The sequence below is a fragment of the Mitsuaria sp. MSU3D genome (genome assembly GCF_056867975.1).
The window spans coordinates 2,124,458-2,137,858 of the sequence record NZ_CP200314.1 but is presented as its reverse complement, the minus strand read 5'-3'; the positions used below and the strand labels follow the sequence as shown (position 1 = coordinate 2,137,858).

17 protein-coding genes are annotated in these 13,401 nt (G+C 70.2%); 15 read left to right on the top strand and 2 right to left on the bottom strand.

Annotation, left to right across the window (positions count from 1 at the left end; all coding sequences use genetic code 11):
* Window positions 1-198 precede the first annotated feature (198 nt).
* Window positions 199-1,194 carry a 2-hydroxyacid dehydrogenase gene (locus tag AC1VNM_RS09260; RefSeq protein ID WP_483106690.1) on the top strand — a complete coding sequence of 332 codons (996 nt, stop codon included), beginning with the start codon at window positions 199-201 and terminating at the stop codon, window positions 1,192-1,194.
* Here the strand turns inward: AC1VNM_RS09260 and AC1VNM_RS09255 are convergent.
* Window positions 1,142-1,840, bottom strand: a complete 699-nt coding sequence (locus AC1VNM_RS09255) for a hypothetical protein (RefSeq protein ID WP_483106689.1) — start codon at window positions 1,838-1,840, stop codon at window positions 1,142-1,144. The two genes, AC1VNM_RS09260 and AC1VNM_RS09255, sit on opposite strands and share 53 nt — an antisense overlap.
* A gap of 174 nt (window positions 1,841-2,014) precedes the next feature.
* Between AC1VNM_RS09255 and AC1VNM_RS09250 the strand changes: the two genes are divergently transcribed.
* The 14 genes from AC1VNM_RS09250 to AC1VNM_RS09185 all read left to right on the top strand — a co-directional run bounded on the left by AC1VNM_RS09250 (window position 2,015) and on the right by AC1VNM_RS09185 (window position 12,507).
* Window positions 2,015-2,536 (top strand): RDD family protein, encoded by a 522-nt coding sequence (locus AC1VNM_RS09250; RefSeq protein WP_483106688.1) that lies wholly within the window; start codon window positions 2,015-2,017, stop codon window positions 2,534-2,536.
* 14 nt (window positions 2,537-2,550) lie between these two features.
* On the top strand, window positions 2,551-2,745 hold the full coding sequence (locus AC1VNM_RS09245) for a hypothetical protein (RefSeq protein WP_483106687.1): 195 nt from the start codon (window positions 2,551-2,553) through the stop codon (window positions 2,743-2,745).
* Complete coding sequence (locus AC1VNM_RS09240) at window positions 2,745-3,269, top strand: RDD family protein (RefSeq protein WP_377154635.1); 525 nt, start codon at window positions 2,745-2,747, stop codon at window positions 3,267-3,269. Before AC1VNM_RS09245 ends, AC1VNM_RS09240 begins: the two co-directional genes overlap by 1 nt.
* Complete coding sequence (locus AC1VNM_RS09235) at window positions 3,266-4,294, top strand: stage II sporulation protein M (protein WP_483106686.1); 1,029 nt, start codon at window positions 3,266-3,268, stop codon at window positions 4,292-4,294. The genes AC1VNM_RS09240 and AC1VNM_RS09235 overlap by 4 nt, the downstream gene beginning before the upstream one ends.
* A complete protein-coding gene (locus AC1VNM_RS09230; RefSeq protein ID WP_431103954.1) occupies window positions 4,284-5,030 on the top strand; it encodes a hypothetical protein in 747 nt (248 codons plus the stop codon). Before AC1VNM_RS09235 ends, AC1VNM_RS09230 begins: the two co-directional genes overlap by 11 nt.
* Window positions 5,017-5,880, top strand: a complete 864-nt coding sequence (locus tag AC1VNM_RS09225; protein WP_483106685.1) for a DUF4129 domain-containing protein — start codon at window positions 5,017-5,019, stop codon at window positions 5,878-5,880. Before AC1VNM_RS09230 ends, AC1VNM_RS09225 begins: the two co-directional genes overlap by 14 nt.
* Window positions 5,877-7,112: a DUF4350 domain-containing protein gene (locus AC1VNM_RS09220; RefSeq protein WP_377154643.1), complete on the top strand. Its 1,236-nt coding sequence runs from the start codon at window positions 5,877-5,879 to the stop codon at window positions 7,110-7,112. Before AC1VNM_RS09225 ends, AC1VNM_RS09220 begins: the two co-directional genes overlap by 4 nt.
* Window positions 7,113-7,209: 97 nt before the next feature.
* Window positions 7,210-8,190: an AAA family ATPase gene (locus tag AC1VNM_RS09215; protein ID WP_377154645.1), complete on the top strand. Its 981-nt coding sequence runs from the start codon at window positions 7,210-7,212 to the stop codon at window positions 8,188-8,190.
* Complete coding sequence (locus tag AC1VNM_RS09210) at window positions 8,190-9,560, top strand: DUF58 domain-containing protein (RefSeq protein WP_483106684.1); 1,371 nt, start codon at window positions 8,190-8,192, stop codon at window positions 9,558-9,560. The genes AC1VNM_RS09215 and AC1VNM_RS09210 overlap by 1 nt, the downstream gene beginning before the upstream one ends.
* 49 nt (window positions 9,561-9,609) lie before the next feature.
* Window positions 9,610-10,164, top strand: a complete 555-nt coding sequence (locus AC1VNM_RS09205) for a DUF805 domain-containing protein (RefSeq protein ID WP_377154649.1) — start codon at window positions 9,610-9,612, stop codon at window positions 10,162-10,164.
* A 184-nt stretch (window positions 10,165-10,348) separates the two neighbouring features.
* Window positions 10,349-10,738 (top strand): DUF2845 domain-containing protein, encoded by a 390-nt coding sequence (locus tag AC1VNM_RS09200; protein WP_483106683.1) that lies wholly within the window; start codon window positions 10,349-10,351, stop codon window positions 10,736-10,738.
* Between the two features lie 111 nt (window positions 10,739-10,849).
* The gene (locus AC1VNM_RS09195) at window positions 10,850-11,251 is read left to right on the top strand and encodes a hypothetical protein (protein WP_483106682.1); all 402 of its coding nucleotides are present in this window, start codon (window positions 10,850-10,852) and stop codon (window positions 11,249-11,251) included.
* Between the two features lie 93 nt (window positions 11,252-11,344).
* Complete coding sequence (locus tag AC1VNM_RS09190) at window positions 11,345-11,671, top strand: cyclic-phosphate processing receiver domain-containing protein (protein WP_377154657.1); 327 nt, start codon at window positions 11,345-11,347, stop codon at window positions 11,669-11,671.
* A 71-nt stretch (window positions 11,672-11,742) separates the two neighbouring features.
* Window positions 11,743-12,507, top strand: coding sequence for an MlaA family lipoprotein (locus AC1VNM_RS09185; RefSeq protein WP_483106681.1), 765 nt, complete (start codon window positions 11,743-11,745; stop codon window positions 12,505-12,507).
* Window positions 12,508-12,674: 167 nt separating this feature from the next.
* Here the strand turns inward: AC1VNM_RS09185 and AC1VNM_RS09180 are convergent, their stop codons facing one another.
* Window positions 12,675-13,382: a TetR/AcrR family transcriptional regulator gene (locus tag AC1VNM_RS09180; RefSeq protein ID WP_483106680.1), complete on the bottom strand. Its 708-nt coding sequence runs from the start codon at window positions 13,380-13,382 to the stop codon at window positions 12,675-12,677.
* Window positions 13,383-13,401: the final 19 nt, after the last annotated feature.

Sequence of the window (13,401 nt, the reverse complement as noted above, 5' to 3'; positions counted from 1 at the left end):
CGAAGGACGCCTGCTGAGTGTAGGAGCGCTTGCGATGGCACGCCAACCCCTTGGCCCGACGATCACGCCGTTGCCGGACGGGACGGGCATGGCCTGGCCGAGCCGGCGCGACGGAGACCGTCACGCCCCCGCATCATTCACCTGATCGGCTCCGCGACCGTTTCTTCATGTTTCAATGGAACGGAAGGAGCAGGCCCGATGAAAACCGCCGTCTTCAGTACCCGTCGATACGACCAGACCCTGCTGCAGCAGGCGAACCGGGAGATCGGCCACGAGCTCGTGTTCGTGCAGGACCGGCTGACCGTCGACACGGCGGCGCTGGCCGCCGGATGCAAGGCGGTGTGCGTGTTCGTCAACGACGCCGTGGATGCCGAGGTGCTGACCCGGCTCGCGGCGCAGGGCACGCTGCTGGTGGCGACGCGGTCGACCGGCTTCAATCACATCGATGCGGCGGCCGCGCGCCGGCTGGGCATCGAGGTCGTGCGGGTCACCGACTACTCGCCGTACTCGGTGGCCGAGTTCGCCGTCGGCCTGCTGCTGGCGGTCAACCGCAAGATCGTCCGCGCCAGCGTGCGCACGCGGGACGGCAACTTCGAGCTCGACGGCCTGATGGGTTTCGACTTGCACGGCAAGACGGTGGGGGTGATCGGCACGGGCAAGATCGGCACGATCTTCGCGCGGATCATGGCGGGCTTCGGCTGCACGATGCTGGGCCACGACGCGTTCCCGAAGCCGGCGTTCGAGGCACTCGGCGGCCGCTATGTGCCGTTGCCCGAGCTGATGGCGCGGTCGGACGTGATCTCGCTGCACTGCCCGCTGACGGAACAGACGCGTCACATCGTCGATGCGAACTCGCTGGCGCAGCTCAAGCGCGGCGCGATCCTGGTGAACACGAGCCGCGGCGGCCTGGTCGACACCGAGGCGGCGACGCAGGCGCTGAAGACGGGCCAGCTCGGCGGCCTGGCGATCGACGTCTACGAGCAGGAGGCCAGCCTGTTCTTCCAGGACCTGTCCTCGACGGTGATCCACGACGATGTGATCCAGCGGCTGGTGTCCTTCCCGAACGTGATCGTCACCGGGCATCAGGCCTTCTTCACCGTCGAGGCCATCGGGCAGATCATGGCCACGACACTGGAAAGCCTCAGCGCGTTCGAGCGCGGGGAGCCGTTGGTGAACCGGGTTCCGGAGGGCTGACCCGCTTCAAGGCGCCATCGCCTTTGTCGTCGCCATTGCCGTCGCCATTGCCGTCGCCTTTTTCGTCGCCTTTTTCGTCGCCTTTTTCGTCGCCCTTGCCCGGGAGCGCCGATTGCCGCATGGTCTGTCCGGCGCCGACGTCTCGCGCCACCCCGGAACTCCGTTCCCCTGGAGGACAGGCGATGAAGCACTTCAGCACCTTCCTGACCGCGTTCTGCGTCACCCTGGTCGCGGCGGCTGCCATCGCGCAGACGACGGAGCCGCCGGTCACGTCCAACGCCAGCCGGCGCCAGTCCGGGACCGTGGGCCCGCCGCTGGAGGCCGCCTCGATGAACCCGCCCGCCGCCTCGGCGTCGCGGCCCGCAGTGCCGACGCCGGCGCCGACAGTGACGCCAGCAGCGCCCGGACCGGCCGCCACGCCGACGACGGCCCAGACGCCGGAGGTCGAACCTGCAGACACCGCGTCGCCAGCGACTGCCACGCCAGGCGTCTCCGCCAAGCCCGCCGCCGGCAGCCGTGCCAGTCGCCGGGCGAGTGGCCGTGTGACGGAAGCGGATGGATCCTCCGGCGGGCTGCCGGTGCGGCCGGACCGGAACTGACGCGGTCGCAGGAGGGATTTCAGCCCGACGACGCCCAGAATCACCATCTGGGACTCGTCCTCGTGTGAGGCCGGCGCAAGACCCGGCCCCTGCGTGATCACCCGATGACAGCAATCCCCCCAGAGGGTGTGGCGGATCGCGTCCAGGTCGGTGATGCCCCCATCGACCACCCCAGTCAGCACTGACACAATGCCCCCCAAAATTCTGAGAGGGAGGGAAAGATGTCAGTTTCAACGGAAGACCGCTTCGCGCCGCCCCAGGCCGTGGTGGCCGACGTGGCTGCGCAGGAATCCGGCGAGGTCCTGGCCGGACGCGGCACCCGCCTCGTCGCGGCGCTCATCGATGCCGGCATCCTCTGGGCGGTCCTGATGCTGGCCGCATTCCTGGTGCCGGCCGTCAAGGACGTGCTCGACACCCGTGGACGGAACTTCTCCCTCACGGCCTTGAACCTGTCGTCGCTGTTCCTCGGACTGGCGGCCTTCCTGCTGGTTCAGGCCTGGCCCCTGCTCAAGCGCGGACAGACCATCGGCAAGATGCTCTTCAAGATGCGCATCATGCGCTCCGACGGCTCCAGGCCGGACGCCTGGCGGCTGCTCGGCCTGCGCTACGGCATCGGCTTCGTGCTGAACGCCAACGGCGTCACCTCGATGATCTACGCGCTGCTCGACTGCGTGCTGATCTTCCGCGAGTCGCGCAAGTGCCTGCATGACACGATCGCCGACACGAAGGTGATCAAGCTCTGAACCCGCATCCCGCCGTGCCCGCGCCGCGCATCGACACGCTGGCGCTGGCCGAGACCCCCGAAGGCATCGTCCTGTCCCTGCGGCCCGCCGGGCTGGTGGCGCGGACCATGGCCTTCCTGCTGGACCTGTTCATCCGGCTGGTCCTCGACCTGGTCCTGGTGATGTCGCTGGGCGCCTTCGGCGGCCTGGGGGGCTGGGCTTCGGCCTGATGCTGATCGGGATGTTCCTCGTGGAGTGGCTGTACCCGATCGCCTTCGAACTCGGCCGTTCCGGCGCCACGCCCGGCAAGCAGGCGGCAGGCCTGCGCGTGGTCATGGACACCGGCCTGCCGGTCACGCCGGCGGCGTCCGTCACCCGCAACCTGCTGCGCGTCGCGGACTTCCTGCCGCTGGCCTACGCCTTCGGCATCGTGACGATGCTGCTCCACCGCGATTGCAAGCGCCTGGGCGACCTGGCCGCCGGCACGCTCGTCGTGTACGCCCAGCCGGTGATCCTGCATGACGCGCCGCCCGCCGCGCCCAGCCTGGCGCCGGCACGGCCGCTGAACCAGCGCGAGCAGGCCGCCGTCCGCGCCTGGGCTGGCCGCGCGAAGCGGCTGACGCCGGAACGTTTCGAGGAACTCGCGTCCCTGGCCGTCCCCGTGTTGCCGGCGGAACAGCCCGGCGAGAAGAGACGCAGCGCGTCCGAACGGCTGCTCGGCGTCGCGCAATGGTTGATGGGGAAGCGCGCATGAGTCCGATGCATTTCGAGGCGACCTACGGCCCGCTGTGGGAGGCCTTCGCCGCGGAACTGGCGCTCGCCAAGCTGGGCAAGAGTGCGGACGGCGCGTTGCTCGCGTCGCAGTACCGCCGCGTCTGCGAACACCTGGCGCTGGCGCAGTCGCGCGCGTACCCGATCCACCTGGTGGCGCGGCTCGAAGCGCTGACGCAGGACGCGCACCAGCTGATCTACCGCCGGCAGGACTACGGCCTGCGGCAGCTGTCGCGCCTGCTGCGCGTCGATCTGCCCCGCGCCGTGCGCGCGCAGGGACGCTTCGTGCTGGCGGCGACCGTGCTGTTCGTGTTGCCGTTGGTCGTGGCCTTCCTGCTCGCGTGGTCGGGTCCCGATTTCGCGCTCCGCCTGCTGGACGCGAGCCAGCTGCGCGAGTACGAGTCGATGTACGGCGACGGCAAGCGCGCCTTCGGCCGCCTGCGCGAGGCCGGCGACGACTGGCGCATGTTCGGCGTCTATATCTCCCACAACGTCGGCATCGGCTTCCGCTGCTTCGGCGCGGGCATCCTGGCGGGCGTGGGCAGCGCCCTCGTGCTGCTCTACAACGGTCTGATGATCGGCGCGGTCGCCGGGCATCTGACGCGGGTCGGGCTCGGCCACAACTTCTGGCCTTTCGTGGCCACGCATTCGGCCTTCGAGCTGACCGGCATCGTGCTGTGCGGCGCGGCGGGATTGCGCATGGGGCTGGGCTGGCTGGCGCCCGGACGGCTCGGCCGCATCGAGGCGCTGGCCGCGTCGGCGCGCGCCTCCGTGCCCATCGTCTACGCGGCCTTCTTCCTGCTGCTGGTCGCCGCCGCCTTCGAGGCCTTCTGGTCGTCCGCGGCCTGGATCGCGCCGGGCGTCAAGTACGGCGTGGCGGCCGTGTGCTGGGGGCTGGTGGTGGCGTGGCTCGGCCTGATGGGTCGAGAGACCGGTCGAGAGGTGGGCCGGGAGACGGACCGGGTGACGGACCGGGTGACGGACCGGGAGCGCCCCCATGCGCGTTGACGGCCTGGCCATCGTCCTGCGCCCGCGCACCCAGGCCGAAGCCTGCGACCTGGGGCTGGCGCTGGTGCGTGCGCACGCAGCGTCGATCTGGCGCTGCTTCACGCCGTTGCTGCTGGCGGTCGCGGTGCTCGCGATGTGCACCGTGGACCTCGGCGGCACGCTGCCCATCCTGATCCTGTTCTGGCTCAAGCCGTGGCTGGACCGCAGCCTGCTGTTCGTGATGTCGCGCGCCGTCTTCGGCGAGGCGACGCGCTGGAGCGACCTGTGGCGCGCGCGCCGCCAGGTCTTCGGCGGACAGTTCCTGCGCACGCTGCTGTGGCGGCGCTTCTCGCCGTGGCGCGCCTACACGCAACCGATCGAGCAGCTCGAAGGCCAGCGCGGCGCCGCGCGACGCAAGCGCGCCAAGCTGATGCTCAACGACAACCGCGGCGCGGCCACCGCGCTGCAGGTCGCCTTCGCCCACGCCGAGGCGGTGCTCGGCTACGCGCTGATCGCGCTGGTCTGGTGGTTCGCGCCGGAGAACCGCAACGCCGGCGTGTGGGACTGGTTCTTCCATCCGGAGGCGCACGCGGCCGGTCAGATGGGGCTGGACATCGCGGTCGCGTCGGCCTACGCGCTGGTCGTGCTGTTCCTGGAGCCGTTCTACGTCGCGGCGGGATTCGCCATGTACCTGAACCGCCGCGTGGTCCTCGAGGCCTGGGACATCGAGCAGGAGTTCCGCCGTGCGTTCACGTGACCTGCTGCTGGCCGCCGTGATGCTGGCGTGCGGGGCTGTCCACGCGCAGCCGGCGGCTTCAGCGCCTGCGGCCGATGCGCCCTCTGCATCGGCAGCCGGACCCGGCGTGACGCCCGTGCCGGTCAAGGTCGCCGCGTCGGCGATCGATGCCGAGGCCGTGTGGATCGCCGAAGGCGAAGTCCGCGCCGATCCGCTGTGGGCGGGCGAGGAAAAGAAGAAGGTCCTGCGCTTCAAGAAGTCCAAGGACGAAGCGCCGGAAAAGAAGCTCGAGAAGCCCGAGGACTTCCGCTGGTGGGTCGAGATGTTCAAGAACCTGTCGGCGGGCCTGCGCGTGGCGCTGTGGCTGATCGGCGCCGCGGCGCTGGTCTGGGTGCTGCTGCGGCTGCGGGACTGGCTCAAGGGGCAGGAGGGCGGCAGCGCGCTGAAGGGTGCGCCGCCGACGCACGTGGGCTCGCTGGACATCCGCCCGGAGAGCCTGCCCGACGACATCGGCGCCGCCGCGCGCGCGCTCTGGCAGCGCGGCGAGCAGCGCGCCGCGCTCTCGCTGCTGTACCGCGGCGCGTTGTCGCGCCTGGTGCACGGGCACGGCGTGCCGATCCGCTCGGCCAGCACCGAGCGCGAATGCCTGGTCCTGGCGGCGGCGCGGGTGTCGCCGGCCGCGCTGGACTTCCTGTCGCGCCTGGTCTCGGGCTGGCAGACGGTGGCGTATGCGCAGCGTGAGCTGGCGGCGGATCGCTTCGAGGCACTGTGCGCCGACTTCGACGCACGCATGGCGGTCGGCCCGGTCAACGGCGGGACCGGCACGACCGCGGGCGGAACCGCCGTTTCGTCGAGCGGGGGCGCGGCATGACGCGCGAGCGCCTGTTCCTGCTGCTCGCCGCGCTGGTGCTGATCGCCAGCGGCTGGTGGCTCTCGGTCAACACCGAATGGGTGGAGGAGGACGTCCCGCGTCCGGCCACTGGCGAGGCCCGCAGCAACCCGGTCTACGCGTTCGAGCAGATCATGCGCAAGCTCGGCATGCACGCGGAGCATCACGAGCAGCTCGACCGCATGCCGCCGGAGGGCGCGCGGCTGGTGCTGCTGTCGGCCGACTGGGACCTGGTGCCGGAACGCGGCGCGCAGATCCGCGCGTGGGTCGAGCGCGGCGGTCACCTGGTGCTGCTGCAAGGCGCGGACTGGGACGACACGCGGCTGGAGAGCTGGGTGCCCGTCTTCGCGGCCGACATCAGCGAGAAGGTCAAGCGCCAGCGTGCGGCGGAGGCTGCCGCCAGGGCGCAGCGGCCGAAGTCGCCGATGCACGCGGCGTCGGCCGGCGCGAAGGCCGGCAAGGACGACGACGAGGAGGAGAACCGCGACGAGGCCGTCTCCGAGCCCCCGGTCTTCGGCGAGATCGAATCGCTCGACCTCTGCCACCGCTTCAACTGGAGCAAGCGCCTGAAGGTCAAGCCGGGCCGGCAGGCGGACTGGACGCTCACGCAGGAGCACGGTCAGCAGCTGATCCGCGCGGCCCAGGGCCGCGGCAGCGTGACGGTGCTCAACACGAGCGCGTTCCTCTTCCAGGGCCAGGCGCCTTTCGGTTGCGACACATCGCTGCTGCTGGCCGCCACCGTCCAGGCCGACCCCGGCGCCACGGTGTGGATCTACCTGAACGAGAAGCGCGAGGCGCTGACGCCCTGGCTGTGGCACAGCGGTTGGATCGCGATCGTGCTGGGCGGGCTGGCGCTGGTCGCCGCGCTGTGGCGCGCCGCGGTGCGCTTCGGTCCGCGCCTGGCCGCGCCGCCGCGGCTGCGGCGGTCGATCTCGGAGCAGGTGCGCGGCATGGGCGCCTACCTGCATCGCCATGGCCGCGACGCCTTGCTCGCCGCGCAGCAGCGCGCGCTCGCCGAAGCGGCGACGCGCACCCTGCGCGGCTACGCCCGCCTGCCGCTGGCCGACCGCGTGCATGCCGTCGCGACCGCGACCGGCGTGGCGCGGGACGAGCTGTACGCGGCGATGTCCTCCAAGTTCTGCACTCGAGCCGAGCTGCCCGCGCGGCTGCATCTGCTCGAGACCGCGCGGCGGCTCCTGCTCAGCCGCCAGTGATCCGCCGGCGACCCTGCGCTCAACCCTTCGCTCAACCCGCAGCCCGACCCGACCCCGATCCGAATCAGCACTGCATTCACGACGAAAGACCTTCGCAATGATCAAGCCCGAGGAACTCAAGCTCGCCGCGCACTGGCTGCAGGTGCTGCGCAACGAAGTCGGCAAGGCCGTGGTCGGCCAGCCGGACGCGGTCGAGCAGATGCTCGTCGCCGTGGTGGCGTCCGGCCACGTGCTGGTCGAGGGCGTGCCGGGGCTGGGCAAGACGCTGCTGGCGCGCACGCTGGCGCAGGCGCTGCAGCTGAAGTACGCGCGGGTGCAGTTCACGCCGGACCTGATGCCGGCGGACGTCATCGGCCACAGCGTGCTGGACGACACCGGCGCGGGCCTGGGACAACTGCGCGTGCGCAAGGGTCCGGTGTTCACCAACCTGCTGCTGGCCGATGAAATCAACCGCGCGCCGGCCAAGACGCAGAGCGCGCTGCTGGAAGTGATGCAGGAGTACCAGGCCACGCTGGAAGGCGAGAGCCTGGCCCTGCCGCGGCCCTTCATCGTGATGGCCACGCAGAACCCGGTCGACACCGAGGGCACCTACCCGCTGCCCGAGGCGCAGCTCGACCGCTTCCTGCTGCAGATCCGCATCGGCTACCCGACGCATGATGAAGAGACGGCCATCGTGCAGCTGGTGACAGCACACCGCGCCGGTCACGAGCTGCCGCTGGAGGCGGTGCAGCCGGTGCTGGACGACGTGCAGGTGCTGGAGCTGCAGCGCCTGGCGAGCCTGGTGCACGTGGACGCCAAGGTCATCGACTACGCGGTGCGCGTGGTCCGCGTGACGCGGAATTGGCCGGGGCTGGAGTTCGGCGCGGGGCCGCGCGCGAGCGTGGCGCTGATCCGCGCGGCGCGGGCCGTCGCGTTGATCGAGGGCCGCGACTTCGTCACGCCCGACGACGTCGCCAAGCAGGCGCTGGCGGTGCTGCGTCATCGCGTGACGATGGCGCCGGACGCCCAGATCGAAGGGCGCGATCTCGACGAGATCCTGGCCGCCGCGCTGGAGAGCGTGGAGGCGCCGCGACTCTGATGAACACCATGCGTCGCGTCGTCCTGCCCACCCAGTCCAGCATCGTGGTGCTGGCCGGCTTGGCCCTGACCGCCGCCCTCGCGTTGGCGGCCGGCGCGCCGCTGGCACTGGTGGCGCCGGCGGGCGGGGCACTGGTCGGGGTGCTGCTGATCGCGGCCGGCGTCGACCTGTGGCGCAGCCTGCGCCTGTGGCGCCGCAGCGGCGTGCGCGTCGAGCGCCGGCTGCCGGCGGCGTTCGCCATCGGCGCGTCGACCGAGCTCAGGCTGGACCTCGTCAACGCCAGCGAGTTGGCCTGGCGGATGCAGGTCTTCGACGAGCTCGACCCGCTTTTCGATTTCGAAGGTCTGCCGCGCTCGCTCGTGCTCGGCGCGCAGAGCCGCAGCCGCGTGAGCTTCCGCGTCACGGCGCGCCAGCGCGGCGTCGCGCAGCTCGGTCGCACGCAACTGCTGTGGCGCACCCGCGCGGGTTGCTTCGAGGTGCGCGACCGCGTCGGCGAAGCGAGCGAGCTGCGCGTCTATCCGAACTTCGCGGCGCTGGCGCGTTATGCCTGGCTGTCGGGCGATCGTCGGCTGGCGCAGATCGGCATCAAGACCTTCATCCAGCGCGGGCAGGGCACCGACTTCCGCCAGCTTGCCGAGTACAAGCGCGGCGATCCGCTGCGGCATCTCGACGTGAAGGCCTCGCTGCGGCATCGCAAGCCGGTGGTGCGCGAGTTCCAGGACGAGCGCGACCAGTGCGTGATGTTCCTGCTCGATTGCGGGCGGCGCATGCGCGCGGACGAGCAGTCGGCCGGCGTGGGCGAGACCAGCCACTTCGACGACGCGCTGGACGCGCTGATGCTGCTGGCCTACGTCGCGCTGTCGGAAGGGGACGAGGTCGGCGCGATGACCTTCGGCAACGAGGAAGGCCAGAGCCGCGACTGCGCGCCGCGCAAGGGCATGGGCACGCTCAACGTGCTGATGAACAAGATGCACGACCTGCAGCCGGGCGGCCACCATTCGGACTACCTGGCCGCGGCGGAGGCGCTGTCGCACCGGCTGCGCCGGCGCTCGCTGGTCATCGTGCTGACCAACTTCCGCGATGAGGACTCGCCCGAACTGCAGCCTGCGCTGCGCCTGCTGCGCCGCCGCCACCTGGTGCTGCTGGCCAGCCTGCGCGAGACGGCGCTGGGCCGCATCGCCGGGCAGCCGATCGCGGGGCCGGAGGACGCCGTCGCGGTCGCGAGCGCGCACCTGCTGTCCCAGGCCCGCCACGACGCCTTTGCCCGCGTGGTCGACCACGACCGCCTGTCCATCGATGTCGAGCCGCGCCAGCTCGCGTCCACGCTGGTCAACCGGTACCACGAGGTCAAGCGGGCCGGGTTGCTCTGAGTAGCGCTCGACGCGTTCAACGCATCCAATTCAACGACGGAGGGAACCCATGACTGAGCAGACCTTGAATCAATACGCCGCGCCGCGCGCGCATGTGGCCGACGTGGCCGCGTCCGAAGGACCGGGAGAGCTCAATCTCTTCTCGTCCAAGGGACGCATCGGGCGGCTGCGCTACCTGGCGTACGCGACAGGCGCCTCGCTGATCCATGGCGCGGTGTCCATGGGCCTGACCTTCGCGCTGGGGAACTCGACCGGGTTCGTCGTCTTCGGTCTGGCGGCATTCGCGGTGGCGCTGTGGTTCACGATCATCACCGGCATCAAGCGGTGCCATGACATGGACATGAGCGGCTGGTGGACGGTGACGGTCTTCATCCCGCTGATTGCGCTGATCTGGATCTTCGTGCCGGGCAGCAAGGGCGCCAACCGCTTCGGCCCGCCGCCGCCGGCCAACACCTGGGGCGTGCGCATCCTGGGGATCCTGCTGCCGCTGTTCTTCTTCGTCGGCATCATCGCGGCGATCGCGCTGCCGGCGTACAAGGGCTACGTCAACAAGGCGCGCGCGGCGCAGGCGGCGCAGCAGGTTCAGCCGGCCCAGCAGCCCTGATCAGCAGGCCGGACCAGCCCGACCAGTGGGCCTGGTCGGCGGGTCCGAGCGCTGTCAGCGGTGAGGCCGGTGCGCGCTCTGCGGAGCGGGATTGCCCGCGGGCGGTCAACGAGGGGGAGGGCGCGTCCGTTGCCACCTCCCAGGTGGACCTGTCCCCCGATCGGGACCGCCGCGGGAGCGTGACATGACGAGAGCGAATCGATGCCGCCGGACCCTCCGGGTCCTGGCGCTGGGCAGCTTGCTGGCGGCCGGGGCGGCCGTTCATGCCCAGTCGCTGCGCTGCAGCGATGGCGGTGTGCGCGAGGGTGATTCCAAGGTCTTCCTGCTGCGCGCCTGCGGGCAGCCGGCCATTGCCGATTCGTACTGCGCCCGGGTGCTGACGAACGCGCCGCCGCCCGTGCCGTACTACCCGGGCCAGCCGCCGGTGCAGCAAGTGCCGCAGGTCGCCTGCGTGATGACGGACGAATGGCTCTACGAGCGTGGCGACGGCTACCTGCCGGCGGTGATCCGGATCCGCGAGGGGCGGATCATCTCGATCCGTTTCGGCGAGCAGGGAAAGTCCGAGCCGCGCTGACGGCGAGACCGGCCGTGCCTCGCCGCAAGCGCGAGGTGTCTGTCCCGGATGGGGCATGCGTCGCGCGGCGTGAACGGCTACCCTGTGGTCCCCACGACTGCCTGCCACGCCATGACCACCGACGCTTGCCACCAACTCCGCCGAAGCCTGCTCGACCTCCACCGCGCGCTGGTCGAGCTGGAGCGCGGCGACTACCAGAAGACCCACGGTCCGCAGAGCGCGGGCGAGTTCCTCCAGGTCATGGCCTTCGGCGAGGAGATGAAGTGGCTCGAGCCGCTGAGTCGGCTGATCACGATGCTGGACGAAGCGATCGACGGCGCGGCGGATGCGACGCAGACGCCGCTGCCGGTGGCGCAGCGCCTGCGCGGGCTGCTGAGCCTGGACCGCGACAGCGCGGATCCATTCATGAAGCGATACGCGGAGCGCTTCGACCAGTCGCCGGAGCTGGTGAGCGCGCATGCGGGCGCGATCGCGGCGTTGAAGGCGGTGGGGACGGTGTCGCCTCAGGCGTGAGGTCGGGGTCGAGGCGGCGATACATTCGTCGACGCTGGACGCCTGCGGGATGAGTTCGAACCATTCAGTGCTCTTGGTGTCACAAACCCTCCCATGCGAATCTATCTGGATGATGAACGAACCACCCCCGAAGGCTGGACGCGCGCGTACTGGCCGGACGAAGTCATCGCGCTGCTGAAGGCCGGCGGGGTCGAGGAAGTCAGCCTCGATCACGACCTGGGCGACGACGAGCGGGGCACCGGGTACGACGTGGTGCTGTGGGTCGAGGAGGCCGTGGCGCTGCACGGCTTCGTCCCACCGCGGATGCGGGTGCATTCCGCCAACTCTTCGGCGCGCGAGAAGATGGAAGCGGGAATCCGGGCCATCGAGCGGCTGGACAGGGAGCGGTCGAACACGATCCAGGTGCGCGGCATGCCGTGACGGGTAAGTCTCCAGAAAGACCACCGCGCCGACCATGCTCCCGGCTCCATTTCCGGAGCGGGAGCATTTCCATGTCGTCTTTCCCCGTCCCCATCGGCGTGTCGCGCCGACTGCCGGCTCTCCTCATCGTTTCCGGCGTGCTGCTGTCGGGCTGCGCCACGCCGCAGAATCCCGATCCCATCGAGTCCGTGAACCGCAAGACCTTCGCCCTCAACGAGGGCATCGACAAGGTCGTGCTCAAGCCGGTGGCCACCGTCTACAAGACGGTCGTGCCCACGCCAGTGCGCGGTGGCGTGACCAACTTCTTCTCCAACCTGGGCGATCCGTGGTCCGGCGCCAACCTGCTGCTGCAGGGGCGCTTCAAGGACGGCATGTCCGACTTCGCCCGCTTCGGCACGAACACGACGGTCGGCCTGCTGGGTTTCATGGACGTCGCCACCGGCTGGGGCATGCCTCGCCACGGCGACGGCTTCAGCGACACGCTGGGCGTGTGGGGCGTCGGCGGCGGCGCCTACCTCGTGCTGCCCCTGTTCGGACCGTCCGACCTGCGCGGCACGGCGTCCATTCCCATCAACAGCGTCGGCAGCCTGACCGGGCAGTTGGAAGACGCCGGCGCGCGCAACGCACTCACCATCGTCAGTATGGTCGACAAGCGCGCCAATCTGCTCGACGTGACGAAGATGGTCGACGATGTGGCGCTCGACAAGTACCTCTTCGTACGCGATGCCTACCTGCAGCGTCGCACGCAGCGGGAGGTGGATCGGTCGGGCGCGCCGCGCGTCGAGAGCGAAGTCTCGAAGCCGGACGCGACAGAGCGTGAGATGCCGAAACCCTGATACGGTCGCGCGGTCGCAGAATCCGTTCCGGTCCACCGACTACGAAGAGGCACGGATCTGGCTGCTCGAGGATGAGTTCACGCAGGTGCGGGGACGGATGCTTGTTGATGACGAACCTCTGACCGCTTGAGAACAGTCCCCCCGGCGATGGAGCAGCGCAGCAGGGATCACCGTCGCTTCTCCGGTGCCCTGTCTTTCGACTTCTTGGGCGACCCGCCGACGATGCCATCCCATCCCGCCATGGCGATCTCCGCCACGGCCTGGAGTTCCGTCCGTTCGGCGCCGTCGCGCGCGCGGATGGCCATGCCGCTCTGTACGGTCTGCAAGTACCTCGCGAGGTGGGCGATGTCGAGGGAGGGAGGCAGCTCGCCGTCGGCGACTGCCTGCGCCAGGCGCGCCGACAGCACCTCGAACGCGCCGCCCCGGGTGCTCTTCATCAGATCGGCGAGCTCATCATGGCCGTCGCTGCCGACCACGCTCAGCGTGGCCAGGCAGCCGTGGGGGAGATCGATGTCCGATCCCGTCATCGCGGCGGCCGAGTCCCATAGATAGGCGAACGCCGCGTCGCGCGCCGTGGCCGCCTCGCGGAAGCGGCCCAGGACGAGGTGCTCGAAGGTGGCGGTGTACAGCCGGAGCGTCTCCGCATACAGGTCGTCCTTCGAGCCGAAGGCGGCATAGAGACTGGTCGAGCCGATGCCCAGCACCGCCGTCAGGTCGGCGATCGACGTCGCTTCATAGCCCTTGACCCAGAAGAGCTTCATGGCCCTCATCAAGGCGTCCTCCCGATCGAAGGCCCGTGGTCGCCCACGGCTGCGCGACGGGGTGCCCACGGGCTCCGCCGACTCCGGAAGTTCTTTTTGCAGCGATCGCTTCATAAATGGCTTGACCCCATCG